General features: G+C 66.0%; 21 protein-coding genes. 4 read left to right on the forward strand and 17 right to left on the reverse strand.

Annotated elements, in window-relative coordinates; translation table 11 throughout:
- Positions 1-127 precede the first annotated feature (127 nt).
- From BSP109_RS16960 to BSP109_RS10985, 7 genes are all read right to left on the reverse strand, one after another.
- On the reverse strand, positions 128-1,150 hold the full coding sequence (locus BSP109_RS16960; RefSeq protein ID WP_180959708.1) for a hypothetical protein: 1,023 nt from the start codon (positions 1,148-1,150) through the stop codon (positions 128-130).
- 358 nt (positions 1,151-1,508) lie between these two features.
- On the reverse strand, positions 1,509-1,892 hold the full coding sequence (locus tag BSP109_RS16965; protein ID WP_146001134.1) for a hypothetical protein: 384 nt from the start codon (positions 1,890-1,892) through the stop codon (positions 1,509-1,511).
- A gap of 245 nt (positions 1,893-2,137) precedes the next feature.
- Complete coding sequence (locus BSP109_RS10965; protein ID WP_101600613.1) at positions 2,138-2,446, reverse strand: hypothetical protein; 309 nt, start codon at positions 2,444-2,446, stop codon at positions 2,138-2,140.
- A gap of 44 nt (positions 2,447-2,490) precedes the next feature.
- Positions 2,491-3,168, reverse strand: a complete 678-nt coding sequence (locus tag BSP109_RS10970) for a hypothetical protein (protein WP_101600615.1) — start codon at positions 3,166-3,168, stop codon at positions 2,491-2,493.
- Entirely contained in the window at positions 3,165-4,634 is a 1,470-nt protein-coding gene (locus BSP109_RS10975) for a type IV secretory system conjugative DNA transfer family protein (protein WP_219618533.1), read from the reverse strand. The genes BSP109_RS10970 and BSP109_RS10975 overlap by 4 nt, the downstream gene beginning before the upstream one ends.
- A 28-nt stretch (positions 4,635-4,662) precedes the next feature.
- Positions 4,663-5,184 carry a hypothetical protein gene (locus tag BSP109_RS10980; RefSeq protein WP_101600616.1) on the reverse strand — a complete coding sequence of 174 codons (522 nt, stop codon included), beginning with the start codon at positions 5,182-5,184 and terminating at the stop codon, positions 4,663-4,665.
- 11 nt (positions 5,185-5,195) lie between these two features.
- The gene (locus tag BSP109_RS10985) at positions 5,196-5,792 is read right to left on the reverse strand and encodes a hypothetical protein (RefSeq protein ID WP_101600618.1); all 597 of its coding nucleotides are present in this window, start codon (positions 5,790-5,792) and stop codon (positions 5,196-5,198) included.
- 176 nt (positions 5,793-5,968) lie between these two features.
- Here BSP109_RS10985 and BSP109_RS10990 point away from each other — a divergent pair, with 176 nt between their 5' ends.
- Positions 5,969-6,331, forward strand: a complete 363-nt coding sequence (locus BSP109_RS10990; protein WP_101600620.1) for a VOC family protein — start codon at positions 5,969-5,971, stop codon at positions 6,329-6,331.
- A gap of 58 nt (positions 6,332-6,389) precedes the next feature.
- Here BSP109_RS10990 and BSP109_RS10995 read toward each other — a convergent pair whose 3' ends face one another.
- The 10 genes from BSP109_RS10995 to BSP109_RS11040 form a co-directional block, all read right to left on the reverse strand.
- On the reverse strand, positions 6,390-7,928 hold the full coding sequence (locus BSP109_RS10995) for a M23 family metallopeptidase (protein ID WP_101600622.1): 1,539 nt from the start codon (positions 7,926-7,928) through the stop codon (positions 6,390-6,392).
- A 133-nt stretch (positions 7,929-8,061) separates the two neighbouring features.
- The gene (locus BSP109_RS11000; protein WP_146001135.1) at positions 8,062-9,654 is read right to left on the reverse strand and encodes an ATP-binding protein; all 1,593 of its coding nucleotides are present in this window, start codon (positions 9,652-9,654) and stop codon (positions 8,062-8,064) included.
- On the reverse strand, positions 9,654-11,174 hold the full coding sequence (locus BSP109_RS11005; protein ID WP_101600626.1) for an SCO6880 family protein: 1,521 nt from the start codon (positions 11,172-11,174) through the stop codon (positions 9,654-9,656). The genes BSP109_RS11000 and BSP109_RS11005 overlap by 1 nt, the downstream gene beginning before the upstream one ends.
- A gap of 70 nt (positions 11,175-11,244) precedes the next feature.
- The gene (locus BSP109_RS11010; RefSeq protein WP_101600627.1) at positions 11,245-13,266 is read right to left on the reverse strand and encodes a type IV secretion system protein; all 2,022 of its coding nucleotides are present in this window, start codon (positions 13,264-13,266) and stop codon (positions 11,245-11,247) included.
- Entirely contained in the window at positions 13,263-14,018 is a 756-nt protein-coding gene (locus BSP109_RS11015) for a hypothetical protein (protein WP_101600629.1), read from the reverse strand. The genes BSP109_RS11010 and BSP109_RS11015 overlap by 4 nt, the downstream gene beginning before the upstream one ends.
- Positions 14,015-14,788 carry a hypothetical protein gene (locus BSP109_RS11020; protein WP_101600631.1) on the reverse strand — a complete coding sequence of 258 codons (774 nt, stop codon included), beginning with the start codon at positions 14,786-14,788 and terminating at the stop codon, positions 14,015-14,017. The genes BSP109_RS11015 and BSP109_RS11020 overlap by 4 nt, the downstream gene beginning before the upstream one ends.
- Positions 14,789-14,897: 109 nt before the next feature.
- Positions 14,898-15,194 carry a hypothetical protein gene (locus BSP109_RS11025; RefSeq protein WP_101600633.1) on the reverse strand — a complete coding sequence of 99 codons (297 nt, stop codon included), beginning with the start codon at positions 15,192-15,194 and terminating at the stop codon, positions 14,898-14,900.
- Positions 15,182-16,189 (reverse strand): hypothetical protein, encoded by a 1,008-nt coding sequence (locus BSP109_RS11030; protein ID WP_101600635.1) that lies wholly within the window; start codon positions 16,187-16,189, stop codon positions 15,182-15,184. Before BSP109_RS11030 ends, BSP109_RS11025 begins: the two co-directional genes overlap by 13 nt.
- A complete protein-coding gene (locus tag BSP109_RS11035; protein ID WP_101600637.1) occupies positions 16,186-16,425 on the reverse strand; it encodes a hypothetical protein in 240 nt (79 codons plus the stop codon). Before BSP109_RS11035 ends, BSP109_RS11030 begins: the two co-directional genes overlap by 4 nt.
- Positions 16,426-16,468: 43 nt before the next feature.
- Positions 16,469-17,386 carry a hypothetical protein gene (locus tag BSP109_RS11040; protein ID WP_101600639.1) on the reverse strand — a complete coding sequence of 306 codons (918 nt, stop codon included), beginning with the start codon at positions 17,384-17,386 and terminating at the stop codon, positions 16,469-16,471.
- 319 nt (positions 17,387-17,705) lie between these two features.
- Here BSP109_RS11040 and BSP109_RS17315 point away from each other — a divergent pair, with 319 nt between their 5' ends.
- The 3 genes from BSP109_RS17315 (at position 17,706) to BSP109_RS11050 (ending at position 19,188) form a co-directional block, all read left to right on the forward strand.
- Entirely contained in the window at positions 17,706-17,873 is a 168-nt protein-coding gene (locus BSP109_RS17315; protein ID WP_180959709.1) for a hypothetical protein, read from the forward strand.
- Positions 17,870-18,607 (forward strand): hypothetical protein, encoded by a 738-nt coding sequence (locus BSP109_RS11045; RefSeq protein WP_146001136.1) that lies wholly within the window; start codon positions 17,870-17,872, stop codon positions 18,605-18,607. Before BSP109_RS17315 ends, BSP109_RS11045 begins: the two co-directional genes overlap by 4 nt.
- Positions 18,608-18,687: 80 nt before the next feature.
- Entirely contained in the window at positions 18,688-19,188 is a 501-nt protein-coding gene (locus BSP109_RS11050) for a thermonuclease family protein (protein ID WP_180959710.1), read from the forward strand.
- Positions 19,189-19,365 lie beyond the last annotated feature (177 nt).

A 19,365-nucleotide genomic window follows, 5' to 3' on the forward strand; every position in this document is an offset into this window, starting at 1 on the left:
GGGATTTGAGCAGAGTTTGGGCCTGCGGCTGACCTCCACCTAAAAAGTAGGCACTCCTGACTCTGTGCGGCACATCAGGAGTGCCTACTTGCCGGTTCATCGGGCCCGATCTGTCTGACTGATCAGATCAGGGAAGATAGCCAACGAACCAGACGACGTTGTTGTTGATGAACTTCTCGACGGGCGCAAAAAGTGCGACATCGGAGCACTCGCGTGTTGAGGATGATGGTTCACCTGCACAAGTGCTTGATGCGTTGGTCATGCCGCTGATGATCCCGGTCCCATAGAAGCCGGTGCGTCCGTCGCTCGGACGGGTGGTGACCAAACCGGCGGGACCGCCGCTGTCTCCGTTGCCGACGGCCGGCGATCCAGACGCTTGTTCGGTGCGGGTGACTGCGTAGCACGACAGGCTGAGTCCATAGCACACGAACTGGTTAGTCGTCGTGACCTCGTTCAAGCAGACCGATCCTGAGAACGCGCCGCTGTAGCAGATGTCGTATCCGACAGCTGCCGCGAAGTAGCCGTTGATCGGGAGGTAGCCCCAACTGACGTGACTGCCCCAACCGATGTAAGCCGCGGAACTGTCTCCGAGAACGTACATCTCAAGATCGGTGCTGGAACTAGGTCCGGTGTATGCCTGTCCGCTCGTCACTCCAACCAAGTGGGTCGACGTGCCCCACATCCAGTCGTTGCCCATTCCCGATCCGCAATGATCTGCCGACAGGTTCCCGACTGCACCATCGGAACGGCCGATAGGAAAGCCGGTGGTGCAGGCGCTACCTTGTCCTTGCATGAGTGCGCCACCCGCTACGCCCGCTGTGTTATCGATTCGTAGGGCCGACTCGTATTCGACCCCGAACGTGACATCGATCATGACCCCATCGACATTCCGGGGAATGTTAGTGTCGCTCGATTTGAAAGCCTCGTCCGCGACTTCGAGATGAATCTGCGATCCATCGCGCGAGGAATACCAGCCTCCCAGTTGAGCTCCGTCAGAAAACTGGCCGAACTCGTCGGTGAACTGCCGCACAATCTTTTCGAGTTCAGCGACAGAACGGTAAGACTTCACAACCTCGACCTTCACACCTGCGGCAACCTTCTCCAAGTGCCGAGCCGCTCGTGAAACATCGCCAGATGTGTAGACCGTCACGACCTGAGTTTCGCCATCCCACACCACCTCATTGACGCCGTCGATGGCCCAAGCAGCCGAGACGGCTTGCGCAGTCGCTGGAGTGACGTTCGTCGGTGAAGACTCAGCGTCCGCAACGGCTCTGATTTGATGTTGAAGAGACTGATCTGTTGGCACCGCGGCGAGCGATGCCCAAGGGTCATCTGGTGCTGGCGCTGGTGCGGATGAGGCAGGGGCGGCCGCAAAACTGATTGCGACGGTGATGATCGCCGCCTAGGCCAGCCCGATCCGATGCTTGTGATTCATGAAACTCACGTCCTACAGAGGTCCAGGGTGGCCCCGCACCATATCAAAATGTGAGGCACGTCACGGATGAGAGCTATTCACAGACCTTAGGAAGTTTAGCTGCAACGGTTTCGGCCACATCTTTGGCGACTTCTGGGGCATCAGCCAGAACCGTCATGGGCAGTCCGGCTTCGAAGGCCAATGCTGTTGGTTCGGCGGTCAGACGCCTTGCTTGCGCCTCGGTGGACGGGAACTGACATACCTCGACCCGGTCGCCTTGCTGGACAAGGGTCGCGCAAGCGCTGCCATCGTCCAGAATTGTTCGTTCCCCCACTTCGACCATTCCGGTGACTTCGGCCACAAACTCCAAACTGGCCACCGACATGGCAGTGCATTGGGCGTTCCCACAACCGCTTACGACGGCGACTGCCAGCAGTGCCACGAACGTGCTTCCTAACAGTCTGGCGCTGACCTTCATGTCACATCCTGCGATTCGTGATGTTCCGATATAGGTTAGCCGAGCTGCTCATTTGGGCTCCCAATGGGTAATTTGCTGTTGAACGCTTCGCCTCCCCGGACGTAGCTGAAAGTAATGTCAGCAGAAGCGGGGCCCGTTAATGATGTCCCCGTCCGAGCGCTGGTAAGAAGACCTGAGCAGACAAGATAGTGATCTTGTCTCGGTAGATGAGGTCGAAGGCGCACCTGAACATGTACCGACAGCGTTCAGGTTCGGGGCACGTGGCGGGCGCGGCGCGGTTTCGCCGGTCGGGTTCCGTCTCGTGGCGAGATCCATCGTCCGACCGCCCTGGGTGAGGGTTCGTCGTCGAGGGGAACCCCATAGACAGCCGCTGCGCGGTCTTCGATGGCCTCAACTGCGCTCCACACCTTGTCGGGGTCACCGAGGCGGAAGCATTCGTTGAGTCGGTCTCGCGCCTCGCCGAGGTCGTGCTGATCGGTGTCGGGGTGGTCCGCCAGTGCCTTGAGTGCCCGTTTGGCGCGGCGGATCGCTGCGGCACGTTCGTCGACGTTCATGGTGATGGCTGCCTTCCTTCGAACCGTTGGGGCTTGCGTGTCGTTCAGCCCTCTGGATCAGGGCTGTCGTCGGGGTTGGTGAGTTCGGACTTGATCTCGCCGGTCTCCAGGTCGACCAGTCCGAGCCGAGGCGCGACCGTGGGCGGCCTCGGCGCCGGACTGCGGTCTGCCAGCGCGTGGATGTCGCTGGCGTAGAGGTCGTTGCGGTCGGACGTGTCGCGGTCGCAGGTGTGTTGGTTGTGGCGGCTGCGTCCTGGCCAGGCGACGTGGTCGTCCTCGCAGTGGGACTTGAGTTTGGCGCCCATCCGGTCACCGAAGGCGGGCAGGCAGTAGCGGTGCCATTCTTCGAGCGCGTCGCTGGTCATCGCCAGGCCTGCTCGCCGTCGCTGATCGGCGACGACGGCGATCTCATGGACGAGGTGAGGGTGGGCGGGCCAGCAGGTCGGGATCATCGCGCCCACATCCCAGCTGTATTCGTGGTTGAGCCATGTGACGACCTCTTCGAGCCACTGCCACACCTGGTGGCGTAGCTCAGCGTTCAGGCAGGTCGACGGTTCCCAAGGCCGTGGCAGGAGGGCGGGGTTGCCGATCTGCTTCTTCTGCTCCTCGGTGCCGTTGATGGCCAGGTTGAGCTCACGGTAGGCCAGGCGGACCTGGGGTCCCGGGACCGGGAACGGGACGATCAGCAACAATGCGATCTGCTCAGCCGTCGTGCCTGTCATCGCCGGCTCCTTGCGTCGCGGGTGTCCTCGACCAGGCCGAGCCGTTGCGCCTCAACGAGAGCGGCCGTCGCCCGTGCCTCGGTCGTGACGACCATCCCCCGATCGGTGGTGAGCCGTTCCCGCAGAATGCGTTGCTGACTGAGCAGGAGTTCACCGGCCCGACCCTCCACACAGCGGGACAGTTTGGCGATGATCGGCTTACCGTTCTCAGCGACCACCAGAGCCCGACGTTCGGGGAGTTGACGGACTTCCTCGGGACGCAGGATCGCGATGTCATCACCCGAGGTGGTGCGTCCGCCCATGCTGCCGCTCTGATAACTTCGCCGCGCCACCCGGACAGTGCCCAAGAGGTCACTGATTTCCTGGTTGAAGGCGACGTCTTTGGAGCCTCCGAACATGACCAGCACGTTGGTCAGGCCCAGCAGCGCTCGCGCTTCGTGGTCGCCGAAGATGCTGGTCAGCTGCGGACGGGTCTGGGCCGCCCAGATGAACGACAACCCCAGTGCTCGCTCGTTGGCCATCCTCGTTCGCAAGGTGGGCAGCGGCGCGGTCGACGGGAGTTCGTCGAGAACCGACAGCAGCGGCGGGCACAGTCGGCCGCCCCACGGGGAGTTGTTGGCCAATTGCAGGCCGGTGTCGAGCACGTGCTCGGCAACTGCGGTCATCAACGGTGACGCTGAAGCGTAGGGGTCTTCTCGGCCCAGCATGTAGATCGTCCCGCGGCGACCGATCACCTCGGCCAGGTCGGTGGCCGGCCGGCCAGCCGAGGGGATGCACCGTCGGCGGATGTCGGCCTGAAAGAACAGGCTCATGGCCTGTTGCACAGTGGTGATGGTGTTGCCGGCCGTACGGTCATCGCCGTTGAGGGCACCGTGCAACAGGCCGTGCCAGAACGGTTCGGCGTGTGGGTGACGCCGCAGGATCTCGCTCGGGTCGGTGGCCGCCTGCGGGTTCGCAATCCATTTGAGGACGTGATCGAGTCGCTTACCAGTCAAAGCGGCGGCATGGAAGTAGGCCTGCATGACTTTGGCAGCCTCAGCGGCATAGAACCGGGCAGCATCATCGCCGGTGCCACCGTGGATGGCGCCCTTCACGGTCCCGGCAGTGAAGGCCTTGGCGCGTCGTTCGGCGACCTTCGGGTCCACGCACCCATCGACGGGGTCCCACACCAGTTCCTCTGCCACACCGGTGGCCAGACCGAACGGATCCAGCACGACACACGGCCGGTCGTGGCGGGAGCGTTCGGTCAGACTCAGCAGGAGGTCCTCGACCTTGGTCAAGGTCACCAACGCCGCACCGGGTGCACCCAACAGCGCTGGGGTCAGCAGGTCCAGCGTCTTGCCCGAACCTTGGGGGCCGATCACTCCGGCGGTGCGGTCCCACGGCACCCACAAGTCACCGCCACGCGGTTCGTGGGCCTTGCCGATCCGCCAACCGACGTCTCCGGGATCGAATCGCAGTCTCATCGCACGGCCTCCCATCAGGCGCCGGTGTTCAGAACGGCCGGGCCGGATCGTGAGCCTGATCCGGCGCATCGAAGGTCTCACAGACCGGAGGCGTCTTCAGTTCATGCTCCAGACCCCGGACCGGTTCCGGCGACCACGTCTCTGGAGGCAGGTCGTCGTAGTAGTCGACGCCCGACACGTCGCGGCCGTCTGGGCCGATGACCCGGTCCACGATGCCGCGCCTGACCTGGTCGGTGACGTCGGGGAACTCCGAAAGCGGCAGGACGTAGCGCCCCTGGTCGTCGCGCTCCACCAGCGTCATGACGCCGGACGCTGCGGTTGTGTAGGCGATCTGCGTCCCGTCGACCCTCCACCGGGTGTCATAGCCCTCGACACCGAAGTCGCCGCGCGCCTCGGTTGCGGCGGCTATCGCGACGTCGGCCTCGACGATCCAATGGCTCTCCGTCCTGCCGGCAGCTCCATAGGCGCCATGGCGTCGGACGCCGTCATAGACTTGCCCGTCTTCGCTGGAAGACCAGACGTCGTCCATTCCGGCGTAGGTGCCGAACATTGCAGCCATCCTCAGTTCCCCCCGTCCGTTCTACGCAGCCACGGAGTCGAAAGGCCGCGGCCGATCTGAACGCTGGACGGCTCAGCTTCGAGCCCGGCGACCCTGTGGTGGTGCGAGCTCACCGTCTGGGTAGGTTTGCCGTGCAGGTCGGGGCGGACGAGTGCGGCGACCTTACGTAGCCGAGTGACACCCAGGAGCTTTTCGGCCTCAGCCGCCGTGGCCATGCCGTGCATCCGGCCCGGCCCCCAGCGCAGATAGATGCTGGTTGCGGCCCAGACCGCCAGGACGAGAAACAGTACCTCTGTGGCCACCAGGAAGGTCCACAGCAGACCGGTTCCAGCTAGCGAATCCGACGCTGAATCAGACAGTCCGGCTCCGGCGTCACCGCCGAGCACCCCGAACAGACTGCCCCAGAACGCCGTCCCCACTGGGGAGGACACCACGCCTGTGTCGGCGGCAGGCCACGTCCAACCCGCTCCAGCGGCAAGGTTCGCCGCCGACCGTCCCAGTTGGATGCCGAACACCACGACCCCGGCCACAGCGACCATGATCGCGACCGGAATTTCCCAGCTCCACGGATAGGGGTCCCGCCGTCGTTCGCGCTGCATGCCACCAGTCACCTCCTCGCATGACTAGGGGGTTGCTCGTGCGTGGGCGATCATCAAGGCCGTCTGGTGTGAGACCCAGCCAGCTCGAGCGCGCGCAATACCGTCGATCAGCCGAGCGCATCGGGCGCGGCAACGGACCGATGGTGCAACGCTTGCGATGACGATAGATTCAAGACGTGGAGATTCGTCGCGCGATGCCTGTCATCACCACGGAGCAACCGGCGCAAGCACGCGCCTTCTACGAGACGTTCCTCGGGTTCCGGGTAGCCATGCATGAAGATGGAATGCTCATGCTCGCCTCCACCAGCACCCCGACAACGCAGGTGATTGTGGCCTGGCCGAGTGTGACTGCGGAGGACCCCGAATTGCTCAACGTCGATGTCTCGATCGAGGTCGCAGATGTTGACGCCGCCCACACCGCAGCCCTGGCCGGAGGACTTGAGATTGTTCGTCAGCTGCGCGACGAACCGTGGGGTATCCGACGATTCTTCGTTCGGGACCCGTCGGGACGGACCATCAACATCGCCAGCCACATATAGGAGCCGCGGCCCCACACACCGCAGAAGCAACGCCGCGTCGATGGGTCTACTGTTGTTGTCAGCCTTGGTCACGGGTGGCGTTCTCAGACAGCCAGGTCGACGGGTTGGTGTTGTCGGGCCCGTAGATAGGACCGTTCTTGAGGTGGACCTCGAAGTGCAAGTGGCAACCGTCGGAGTTTCCCCGGTCGCCGACCTGTCCGATCTTCTGACCGGGCGTGACCTTCTGGCCGCGGCTGACGTCGACGCGTTGCATGTGCGCGTACCAGGTCGCCAGGGAGTTCGCGCCGGTCGTGACCTTGACGAGCCAGGGGCCCGACCAGCCCTGGCTGGTGTCGATCTCGATGGTGCCCGCGTGGGCAGCGTAGACCGGTGTCCCACACGGGGCACCGAAGTCGGTACCGGTGTGCCAGGTGTTCCAGTGGGAGCCGGTCGCGTGCCAGTTGCGGGCATCGTTGCCGATGAAGGCAGCCGGGACCGGGTAAACAACCTCCCCGGACGCCGCAGCACAGTCCATCGTCGCGGACGTGCCGACGACGCTGACATGGACATGGTCCATGTGATCAAGCGTCGGGTTCGCCTGCCCGGTCGGGTGGGTGTAGGCGCGCCAGCCCTCACTGTTGCGCGCGACCGACCAGATCTTGGCCCGCCAGATCACGTAGGTGATGCCGAGCTCTTCGGCGTTCGCGCGCACCCATTCGGCGATCTCGGTGCCGTGCGCGACACCTGATGGTTTCTGCCAGTCGTCGATCATGACGTCAACCGCACGCCCTTCGGCGTGGTCACTGCCCGCAGCTGCCGGGCGCTCCCCGACCCCGTGGTAGGTGTGGCGGCCAAAGCGGTCATCGACCGACCGCAACACCAGCAAGGCGTCCGGGGTCAGGCCCTTCTCGACCGGCAAGCCGGTATCGGGGCAGCTGGTGGGAGCGCAGTCCTCGCCAGAGGTGGCGGTGGCCGGCAGGTCACCACCCAGAACGTCGGCGATGTCGGCGGCGACTGGTTCCCATTGGGCATAGGCGTTCGGGAACCCGGAGCGTTGCACCTTTTGGGCGGCTTGGGTCAGGGGCAGCTTCTCCCAACCGTCGATGTCCAGCAGGCCAGTGTTCTTCGTGTGGTCGGCACGGCCGTAAAACGCCTTGGTCGCCAGTACCGGGTCGCGGATCTGTGCAGGGGTACCCCACCCGGTGGACGGGCGCTGCTGGAACAGGCCGATCGAGTCACGATCACCGCCAGCCAGGTTGACGAGTTTGGATTCTTGGATGGAGGTCGCGATCGCGATCTGCAATCCGCGGCGCGAGACCCCCAGGTCGCGGGTGACCTGGGCGATGGTGATCGCGTTGGTCGTCTGCTCGGCGGTCAGCGTTGGGTAGCCCTTGGCGAACCGCAACTGCATCAACTGCTTCTTCAGGTCGCCAGCTGGGCCCGACTCCGCGCTGCTGCCGCTCACCACGGCGGTCGTTCCGCTGCCCGCCTGGTACGTCGGCGCGTGACAGTCCGCGGCGGCTTGGCTGGACAAGGTGACGATCGCGAGGATCGCGAACAGCGGGATTCCGCAGATCACCATCACGATCGGCATTGCAATGATCAGCAGCTTCTTCACCCTCGGTCACCACCATCGATCCTCCCGACCTGGCGATCGAGGAACAGGTTCCACGAACCTGAGCATTCACGTACGCTGAAGCCGCCGTGAATGCTCAAAGTCAGCCGGAGAACGTCTGTGAACACGGGAACTTCTAGGCTGCCGACTCGATGGCTTCGTTGGTGTAGTAGAGCCTTTTTTCGATCGGATGTAGGACAGTAGCGACTTTGTAGACGGTGTCCCCTACGCTCCACAGCGCGCGGCCCTTGTCCTGCATCGCCCAGCCAGTGACGAGGTCTTGGGCGATCTGACCGAGGCCGAGCATGGAGTCCAGTTCGCGTGCCACTTTGGGTCGTTGGCCGCCGAGAATTTTGATGTCGGCGAGCTCGAGCAGGTCTTTGGCGATCGTGGTGGCTTGGGAGTCAGCGTCGCCGACCGAGAGCAGGTCCGACGGTTTGTGGCAGTTGGCGAACTGGATGTCGCCGCCCCGACCGGCCATGCCGCGCGACAGTCGCAGGTCGGCGTCGAAGCTCATCACCGCAGCGATACCGAGGCGCATCTGCTTCCACACTTCGTCGCGGACCACGATCCGCAGGTCACCGGGTTCGGCGATCTCACGCAGACCCCTGCCCCACGAGTTCAGACACAACAGGGCAATACCGACCGCTTCGTCGCCCAGATCGTCCAGGCGCGACAGGCTCAACGACTGAATCGGCGCGCGCCAGTCGATCGCGATGTTCGTGCGGTCATCGAATAACCCGGCTAGCGTCCCGGTCACTAGCTGGCCCAGGGCGTTGCGCAACAACCTTGTCTCGTCCAGGAAGTGCCGCGTCGACCCGTATTCGCATGCGCTGACGAGGTCTTCGGTGGGGTTGTGCAGCAGGTGCCACAGCTGCGGGATGGTGGTTTCGCGCAGGTTCGTGTCGCCGGCGGCGTAGCCGGTGAGGATCTGCAGCGCGTTGCGGACCACGTCGGCCTCGTCGGGCCCGAAGGGGACGTGCTGTTGGCCGATCTTCATGCTGCCGACCAGGCCCCTCACGAGGGTGAGCCAGCGGGCGAAGATGATCGTGCTGCGTTGCCGTGCCTCGTCAGCGGGAAGTTTGTCCCAGCCGTGTCCGAGTGGGCCCATGGTCAGTGGATTGATCCGGGCCCCCATGCCCGGGCCGATGACGATCGGCTCGACCCCGTGGGCGCGGCAGAGGCCTTCGTACTCGTCTTTCGGATCGCCGAGGACCAGGGTCTTGTATCCGAACGGCATCATGCGGGTACAGAACGCCTTGGTCGTGCCGGACTTGCCGCTTCCGGGCTTCGCGAATTGAAAGATATTCGGGTTGGTGACCGGGACGTCATCGCGCAGCACCCAGCCAAACGGGTCGCAGTAGAACGATCCCCCAGAGAGCTGGTCGACGCCCATCTGCGCGCCAGTCGGCGGCAACGCCGGCGCGCTGATAAATGGCCAATAAACCGGGGCCTGGTCGCTGGTCATCCGATACGCCAACACCGGAGCTCTGGCTGCTGCCCACCCTCGCCCGCGGCGGGCTGCGCCGCGGCGTGGCACGTAGCTGAACAGTTTCGGTTCCTTGACCGCCGCCGGTGGGGCGGGTGAGACCGGCAGATCGTGTCCGAAGTCCGACAGCAGCGCCGCCATATCCCGCCCGGCACCACCCCGTCCCCGGCTGCGGGCCTTGGAGGTTGCACGGGCCGCCTTGGCTCGTGCCGGTTTGGTGGGGCGGGGGTTGGTGGTCATCAGGCGTCTCCGGTACGGGTCAGGCTGATGCCGAGAGGCACAGCCGAAGCGGCAAAAGCGGTGTCTTGGGCCAGATCGAGGCGCATGGGCGCGAACCCGGCGCGGCGTATCGACACGTCGAGACGTCGGCCGAACTCGGCGATACGCAGGGTCTTGGGGACAGTCACGGTGCACACGCCGTAGGGGCGGGTCAGGTAGTTGCCACGGGCGAGTTTGAAGTCCATGCCTCGGGCCTTCGCGGCGTCTTGGCGTTGCTTGGCGCGCATCTTGATCCCGAGCCTCCCCCGTAGGGCTTCGGCAGTGTCGGCTGCCCATTCGGCGTTGCCGGAGGCTCGGTCGGCTTTGGACTGGGGCACGATCGGGTAGGCGACAGCGAAGGAACGCCGCTCGCCTGCCTCGCTCGGGGTCAGGATCGGGGCGAGCGCGCCCATGACCACCCCGGTGGCAGGGAGCTTGATGGTGGAACTGACCGAGTTCCAGGCGTCGTGGCTGTAGTGGCGCACGAGCGAGTCCGCGCCCGAGGGGCCGGCCATTGCCCACGGCACGTCGGCGTTGACCGGTGGCTCAGCGTCCGGGTTCGCGTCGCGTAGCGAGAGTGCTTCGACGATGCTGGCCCGGTCGCCGGGCGCGAACCCGGTCCGGCAGGCCAGCGCGAGTTCGGGTGAGGACAGCCAGGTCACCGAGGTCATGCCCATCGGCCCGCGCAGCTGTGCCTCGATCTCCCCCAGAAGCAGGTACAGCTCGCGGCACCGCCCTTCCAGTCCGCCGCCGGATTCCTTGGCGGACCGAGCGATACGCGATTCGGGGACGACCAGGGTGACGAACTGTTCGGTGCGCACTGAGGCTTGGGTGAGCCCGTGAGCCAGATCGGTGTTGATGCGCTCCGCCAGGGGCGGCGCATCACCGCGGCGGTGACTGTTGACCCACAGTTCGCGTTCGGCGCCGTCTTCGGGGACGGTGCGGACCAGGAAGATCAGTTCGTCGATCTTCTCGGTCCGGCCGGCCACGTCGATCAGGTCGGTCAGCGCCAGGCCGTAGCGGTGGCGGGCCTCGGCGTCGACCATCCCGATGCCTGGGTGGACGATCGCGGCGGTCACGGCCCAGGTCTTGGTGGCGTGGTCGGCGATGATCGCGATGCGTTGCAGGTTCGACCCATGTGGGGGTCCGTCATGGATCTGGACGCCCTGCAATACCCCGGGCAGGTCGGGGACGTCGAGGTCTTCGACCCGCCCAGCCGACGCTTTGGAGCGAAACGACGTCCAGCGCAGCAGGCCACCGAGTGCGTAGGCGGTCGAGGCGAGCATCCACCCGGTCGCCGAACGACCACGGACCGGGACGACGGTCACCAAGAACACGGCGGACCAGATCGTCCCCAGCAGCAGCGCGGAGACCCAGGCGCCCTCGCGCAGCGCCCATAGCACCGGGAGGATCCCCACGGCCACGACCGCGAGCTGGGCACCGGAAATCCCGAAGAACCAGCCGATCTTGTCCCGCGAATAGTCGCCATACGTCGTTGTCATCGCCTACGTCCTCTCACCACACGGGGCACTCGTCGGGTCTCTCTTTTTCACGGCTGCGGTCAACGGGTAGTCAGACCGGCGGCGGTACCGCACCGCCGGCTGCCGCGCCCCCAGCTCCTCCCCCGCCACCGGCCGCCGGGGGCTTGGCGCTACCGGCACCCGGTGGGCCCTGATCGCCCTGTCCCCCGGTGTTGCCGCCGGTGTTGCCGCCGGTGTTGCCGCCGGTGTTGCCGCCGGTGTTGCCGCCGGGTTGTCCCGGCTGACTTGGCGGTGGCGGGGTTGCGTCACCCGGCAGGTCCGGAGTCGGTGGCAGCGGTGGTGTCGGCACACCGGTGTCGTCATCGCCGCCTCCGCCTCCGTCGCCGTCTCCGTTGTCGTTGTCGTCGTTGTCGGAGGTGGGGTGGCGCGGCTGTTGGTTGGGACGGCTGCTGGAGAAGTCGGGACCGTAGGTGTGGTGGCCGACGCCGCTCTGATTGGCCTCATCGGACAGCAGCGAGGTGCCCTTGGCGCCCGCGCTCTGCAGCATCCCCAGCCCCGCGGCCAATCCCTGTCCGAGACCGCCGCCGAACTTGCCAAGCATTCCTTGGGTCCCTGCGTTGAATCGGCTGCTGGTGGAGTCCTCGGCGCCCTGCTCGCCCGCCGAGCGGCCGTTGGCATCGCTGCTCGACGCGGCCGTCGAACCCCCGCCCCCGCCGCCGGAGAGAAGTCCTTGGAGGCCGCCCTGGACAGCCATCCCTTGTCGGAAGCTGGCACCCGAGGGGGTACCGGGGTCGACGAAAGCGAGCAGTTTGAACAGCGCCAACGGGGCGACGACGCTGATGCAGATCAACATCACCGCCGGGAGGGCGGTGCCGATCGACTTGGCCGTGTCGTCGGCCAGGTGCGCGGCGACGCCGTTGGACATCTGGATGCCGATGCCCAACACGAGCACCATCAACACCGGGGTAAAGGCGGCCGCGTGGAACCAGCGCAGGCTCTTCCAGAACCACGACCGGCCCGCATCCGAGACCAGTCCCGCGGCCGAGAGCGGCCCGGTGGCAGTCAGCACGAGCAGGGCTGCGCCGCGGGCGAGGTAGACCAGGATGTGGCCGATCGCCGCGATCCACAGCACCAGGCCGAGCAGTCCGAGGACCGTCGCCACCACGCCATCGCTCAGGCTCTGGACGCTGATCCCGCCCAGGGGGTCCCAGTCGGGCCAGGTGTTGACCTTGAGCAGGGCTTTCATCAGCGACTTGGTCAGCGCAGCGCAGGCGGTGATCACGGTGGCGCAGTACAGGAACCAGCAGGCGCACACCACCACGAACTGGCCGGACCCGATCAGGGCGCGGGCCAGTGCTTTGCCTTCGCGTTTGAAGGCTGCGGCGCCGAGTTGGATCATGGTCATCAGCACCACCAGCGCTAACGCGAGCCATAACGCGTAGGCGAAGACATCACGGCCCGGACCGCCCGGGCTCAGGTCTGGGGTGAGGAACAGCTCGGAGAACGACAGCACGATCCGTAGCACGTACAGGCCGGCGCTCCAGATCGCCAGCATCGCTGCCGTCCAGGCGTCCGCGGCCGCCTTGGCGATGATGTCACCCAGCACCGCGAACGGGTTGCCGATGCCGAGCAAGCCCGGGATGTTCGTGCCCAGATTGAAGATTCCGGGAAGACTCGGCAGGCCGGGAATGGACAGACCGGGAAGGTCACCGATGACTCCGCAGACCGCATCCAGGAAGCCGCACCCGCCACTGAGGCCCGGCACGCCGCCAAGAATGCCGGGCAGGTCCGGGATCCCGATCGGGAGGAGGTCGTCGGCCACACCGGCGACCTTCTTGACCCCGTTGACCGTGTTCTTGACACCCCCAACGACCTTGCCACCAACCTCGCACAACACATCCGGGCCGATACATCCCATCTTCAGTGCCGTCGGCGCAGCCGCCGGAACCGTCATCGGTGCCGCTACTGCGGGTGTTGCCGCGGTGGGAGCTGCTGGCGCTTCGGCCGCGCCGGCCAGGACAAGAATCAGTCCAGTCGCCACGACGACAACGACGATCCTCGCCAGTGATCGCGCGCTGCCTCGACCTGTGAGGTGGCCCAGCGAGATGCTCATTGGTACTCACCGCGGATCCCGATCCAGCCCGCGTCCTCGTACTCTGGGGTGCCGGGAGCAGCCGCGGCCGGTTGCCCCGCCGCAGTGAGCTCGTCGATGTCGGCCTTGGTGCCTTGGACGACCTTCCAGTCCTCGTCGATCCAGCTGAACAGTTGGGTGCCTGAGTAGAGGAAGTCGCCGATGGTGCCCTCGACGTCGGTCAAGGACACGTAGCTGAGCAGGCTCACCGCCCAGGTTCCGCTGTCGAGCTCGGCGACGGTGAACGCAATGGGTGTCACCGCATAGGAGACAGGTGCCGGTACTTCGCCCGTGTCCGGGACGCCTGCTTGCTCGCGTCGTTGGGTGACCGCGGCGCGGGAGCGTTCCTCGAGCACTTTCCTCGTATCCGGTGCGGCGTAGATGCTGGCCACGTGGGCGGCTTGGTCGTAGTCGAAGCCGACCTGGGCGCGAGCGATCGCCACCTGGACGGCCACCGGCCCCAGATCGGAAGCAGGAAATCCGGTGGGATGTCCATCGACCTGGTCGGTGCCCTCGGGCAGGACAACCCCGTCAGGCGGTGCGGTGGTCGGGGCCTCGCGGCTGATGTCAGGCGTTGCCGCCGTGGGCTGTCCGCTCCTTGAGCCGTCTGGGCTATCGGTAGGGTCGCCGCTGCCGAGCAGCCAGACCGCCGTGCCGATGAGGACCGCGAGGACGACCGCAACCACAGCCACCGCTCGCGGTGAGGGTCGGCGTCCGGTGTCGTAGCGTCTCATCGTCCTGTTCCTGACTTCGCGGGATGTGTGGAAATCCAGGGACGCCAGCCGGCCTGGTTGGCCAGGTCGGTTCCGGGCCAGGTCGATGGGGCCGGGGCCGGCGGCAGGCCGGGCGCGATCATCCAGCGGCCACCAACCCACTGCATGCGCTCGCAGTGACCAAAAGCGATTTGGGCTTCTTGGCGATAGGTGGCCGTCACCTTGAACAGCACGCACGCGACCACCCAGTCAGGCCCGTCGACACCCTTAATCAAGGCGGCGGCTGGTTCAGCCTCGACCCAGGTACCAGCGTCCATAACCTCGCCCATCGACGTGCTGGACAGGAATGCGGCGACGCTTTGGGTGATCCACCACCGGTCAGCTCCGATGCCGCCGGGCAGCGCCCAAGACTGGTAGACCTCGTGGGCGGTCGGCAGGCTCATCGCCTGCAGCACCGCCAGGTCGATCTGGGCGAGCTGGCCGACCGCGCCCTCGGGAGTGTGCGGGAAGCCGGACTGGATCTGCGCGGGCCCGGGCGCTTCCCCGATGGGTATCTCGAATCCGGCAGGCTCTTCCCGCGCCACCTGCGCGGGAAACATCGCCTGGTCGTTCACGGTCAGCATCGGCGCGGCAGCGACCTCGTCACGGTAGGCGGCACCGCGGACGACGTCGCCTGTCGCAGGGTCGGTGACCACGGTGAAGGTCAGGTCCTCGGCGGGGGTGTCGTCGCCGACACCGGTGACGGCGAGGTAGGTCGCTCGAACCAACCCAACGACCAGCAGAACAGCCACGACGCTCGCTGCGGTCAAAATAACCAGGAGTCGGCGGCTTCCCCATTCAGAACCACTCGCTGCAGCCGCGGTCGAGCCGCTGCGTGACCTTGCTCGTTGCCTGGCCATCTCAGATGCAGCCCTGGCCGAGGATCCCGTTCAACATGCCGGGCAGCACCAGATAGCCGACCGCGGCGACGAAGACCACCACGATGCTGATCACGCCGACTTTCGAGGCGTGAGGCATGGAGAAGATACGTCCGCCGATGACCGCCCCGAGGCCGATGACCACGCCGAGGCCGAACAAGATGATGACGCCCCACAACACGTAGCCGGTGATTTCGTTGACCGGCCCGACGGCCCCCGGTGGCGCTTTGGGGCAAACCTTCGCCGCTACCACGATCGCTGTTGTGCTCAGTGACTCCATGTTCGGTTCCCTTCTGCGAAGCCGCGAAAGGTGCGGCCAACCTCTGTGTCGTGCTGCTCGGCAGAGCCCGCGTCCGAGGTGCGCGTCAGCCCGGAGTCCGTGACCGTGGGGTCTGGCCTATTGGTGTCTGGGGTGAGCGGGAGCGGTGCGGTGCGCTCCTCGATCTGGGCCAGTAGTTCTGCTCCGGCGCTCAGAACCGCCTCGGGCAGTGGCCGTGAGTCCAGGCCGGTGGTGGCTAGGTCACGATCGTGAGGGATCTCAACGACCCGGTCGCTGTCCAGCAGCTGTCGCGTGGCGAGGCCGCCGGCGTGTTCCAGGCCGCGGGGCCACTTCTTGCGACGTGGGCCCAACACCGCTAAGTGCAGTCGCTCCCCAACGCTCGGGTGGAGCTCGCCGAGCAGCTCCATGAGGGCGTCGAGGCGCCGAAACCCCGGGATGGTGGCGGTGGTGACCATTACCAGTGCCCGAGCATCATCGATCGTTGTGCTGAGCCAGCTGGTCGTGGTGAGAACCTGGCTTGCCTCCCAGCCGATGTCGAGAATCGTCAGCTGGCCCGGGTGGGCTGCCACAATCGGGGTCGGGGTGCTGGCAGGTCCGCCTGCCAGTTCACTCGTGCGCTCCAGGAGGACACGGTCACGGCGGCCTTGATGCCAACCGGTCTCATCGGTGCCGAGCTCTGCCGTGCTGGCCGAGGCCAGGCCCGAAGCGATCGCCGGCCCGCACTCCACCACCCGCGCCGTCCGCTCTGCCGCCAAGGCGAGCGCCAGCGCAACCGTGCTGGTTCCCGCTGAGCCGGCGGCCCCCAAGAGCGCCACGACCTGTTCGCCCTCTGACGGCTCCCACACGCCTACGCCCTCTCCCCCGATGTCAAGTTGCCTGGCGGCGGGTCCGGTCCTGTTGGTGCGGCGGAACTGTCCGGCCTGCACGGCATGCCAAGCCCGCTTGAGCTCGTCGACCGAGATCGCAGGACGCGTCGGCGCGTAGGCGGTGCTCATGCCGACTCACTGACAGTGGCGCGTCGGTACTCCAGTGCGGCACGGACTTGGGCTGGGCTCACCGTCGAGAGCGTTTGCTTGGCTGCCTGGACCGCACGCAAATCCTCGACACATCCGCTCAACTGGCGGATCGCCTCACCCTCGCGGCCGACAACATCGAACAGGTTCGCGATCTCCTCAGGACTCCTGTGATCGCTCTGGTGCCCGGCTTGGTCTCCGGTGTGCTGCATGGTCATCACCACCTCCGGGCGCCTAGGGCAGACAGCTCGTCGCTGACGATCAGTCATGGCCGACGAACCTGTCCGGGGCCGCGGCGGCCAAAGCGCGGATGCTCTTGGAAGTGCGGCGGCGGACCGTCGCCTCCGAGACACCAACCAAGGGCGCGACCCGTGCCGAGAGTTCGTTACCGGCCAGACCACCGCGCCCTCGCCGAAGACGACGGGTCTCGACTTGGGCTGCTTCCTCCACCAGGCACAGCAACAGCGACCGATCCTCGACGCTGATCACGTCGTGCTCGCACGCCCACGCCAGCACATCGAGCAGCTCCTCAAGAGGCGTCTGGTGATCCAACGCGAGAGCCGGGTCACCCAGCATCCCAGCCATCGAGGACGCGTCGGGCTCGTGTGCCCCCGTGGCTGCAGCAGGGTCCGGAGCGGTCCAGTCGTCCAGTAAGGACGTGTTAGCCCACGTCCGGTCCGTGCGCCATACCTGGGCGTTGTCACCGAGTTCGCGCAGAACCCCGATGCGGGTGTTCACCAGAATGTTCGCGGCGACTTTCGTCAACCGCCGCCATGGGAAGGACCGGACCTCGATCCACAGTTGGGAGGCGATCAGCTCATTGACATGACCGGGCCCCGAACCCGAAACCGAACCGTTGATCTGTCCTCGGGCGAGCATGTCACTGAGCCGTCCGGCTTCGGTGCACACTCCCGGCAGCAGGCACTTGGCCAACGCTGCTGCGGCCGCGACATCATCGCCGCCGTCAGGCGAGGCGAGCATCGCCAGGGGCAGCAGCACTGCGTCGGCTGCCTCTCGATCAGCTCCGCGCAACCAGGTCCGCAACTCGACGAAGTCGTCCACGACCCGAAGAGGCGGGTGGTCAGCCGTCCACGTCCCCCAACGTTGCGCCGCCAGTTCGAGCAGTTCGCTGTCGTCGTCGAGGCCGAGAAGTCCCCCGATGTTTCTGCTGTTGTTCATGATCTTGTGTCCCTTTCCGTCGTGTATGCACGACGAAAAGGTCGCCGTCAGGCGTCCGTCTTTACGTCCTCCGCGACGTCCGCCCGGGCCGATAATCGGCGGGGGGACGCAGACCCGACACGCCCAATGTCGAAGCGTTTGCGCAGGTCAGCGCACCGTCCCCCCGAAAGACAGTGGGAACGGTTGAATTTCGTGCTCGCGCGACGGCCCGACCAACCCAGCCAGCATTTCGGCGCACGGCGGCTTGTGATCGTCGGAGCCGCGCCGTGGCCCCTAGGTGACCCGAGACCACTCCCCGAGCACCGGAGGGCCAAGAGCCGTGACCTACCGTCCCCGCAGCACCATCGCCGACGAGAGCAACGCTCCGGTCGAGGATGTGCGCCGGCACTTGGGGCAGGCGCTGGGCAAGCTCGACGAGCTCTGCCACAACCTTCCCGGCGTTGGCCTGGCGACCCCTGAACGGGTTGAACGAGGCGGCCGATCGTGATGTCCGAGCGCCTTCTCGATCTGACTGACTGCGTCTTTGGTGCCGAGCAGTCGGTGCGACGTGCCCGCGAGACAGTGGAGGATCTCCGCGAACTCACCAGGTCCGCTCTGAGGGTGCTCGACGAAGCAGAGACAGAAGCGGCCCACGCCGACACAACCGAGTCCGATCCCGATGGGCGTCATCTGGAGGCCGTCGCCGACCACCTGAGCAGGCTGACGAGCAGGTGCACCACGATCGGCGAGATCAGTCACGAACTGAACGAACACCTCGAGCAAGCCACTGCCGCGCTCGCGCGTGCCGGTCGCCTCATCGACGAACTCGACGACGACATCGACCCCCAAGCGACCCAGACGGTGGCACAGCTAGCGCCGCGCCTCGCGATGGTCAGTGACATGGTCGAAGTAGCACGCCCGATGAGCCAAACGCTCTCGCACAACATCGCCTCCGCGAGCACCGCCAGCCAGGTCCTGACCCCTGCCACACTGATGGGACCTCGCACCGTTGATCCACGTCAGGTCGCAGCCAGCATCCGCTCTGCGGGCCAGTACCTACACCGCGCCGACGAAGACGCCCGGCTGGCCGAGACCGTGCTCGACCGGGCCGGCGCTACCTCACGCCAAACAGGCCGGGTCGCGGGCGAGCTCGCCGATCATGCTCGCCAGAGCCCGCGTGAGCAACTGCGGCGGTCGCCCGCTGCATCCTCCCCACGCGGCCCGTCGGGGCCAGGACGTTGAAGCCGGACAGTGCGAGTTCCAGGATGAAGTTCACGGCCCGACCGATCGGCTCCCGCACGCAGGGGCGCTCGACACGGCACATGGGCAGGACAGTCTTGGCCATGGTGGCGGCAGCCGCTGTGCTCAACGTGACCACCATGGCGGCACCGTCTGATCGGCAGACGCCGCGCACCCCGTTCGAGGTGCTGCACGTCCTCGACGGCGACACCCTCCTGGCCCGCGAACCAACCGATGGGCGAATCGACCGGGTGCGGCTACTCGGCATCGACGCCCCAGAATTGGCACACCCACAGGCGCCTGCCGATTGCTACGCAGGGGCCGCCACTGAGGTGCTGACCCGGTGGTTGCCAGCCGGAAGCATCGTCGTGCTCGTTGGAGACGCCACCCAAGCCGACCGCGATCGCTACGGGCGGCTGCTGCGCTACGTCGACCACCACGGCCGTGACATCGCGACGCAGCTGCTCCTTGCTGGAGCGGCACGCCCCGACCGCGGACCGAACGGGTTGACCCGCGCCGCCGACTACGAACGCGCTGCGGTCGAGGCACAGCAGCATCGACGCGGCCTGTGGGGTGTGTGTTGAACCCCAGGAGTTGGTCGTTATCCCCAGGGCACGCGGACGGGGTGCTTATCCGGCTCTTCGCGGTTCGTGGTGAATGACCCTGCTGTGGCGGGTATTCACGCTACGGTTCTCGCGGCGCTGGTGAGCAGGATACGCGTCCGGTAGTTCTCCGCGTTGCGGAATCCGCGGCCGGTGCGT

This window comes from Brevibacterium sp. Mu109 (assembly GCF_900169375.1).
GTDB classification, from domain to species: domain Bacteria; phylum Actinomycetota; class Actinomycetes; order Actinomycetales; family Brevibacteriaceae; genus Brevibacterium; species Brevibacterium yomogidense_A.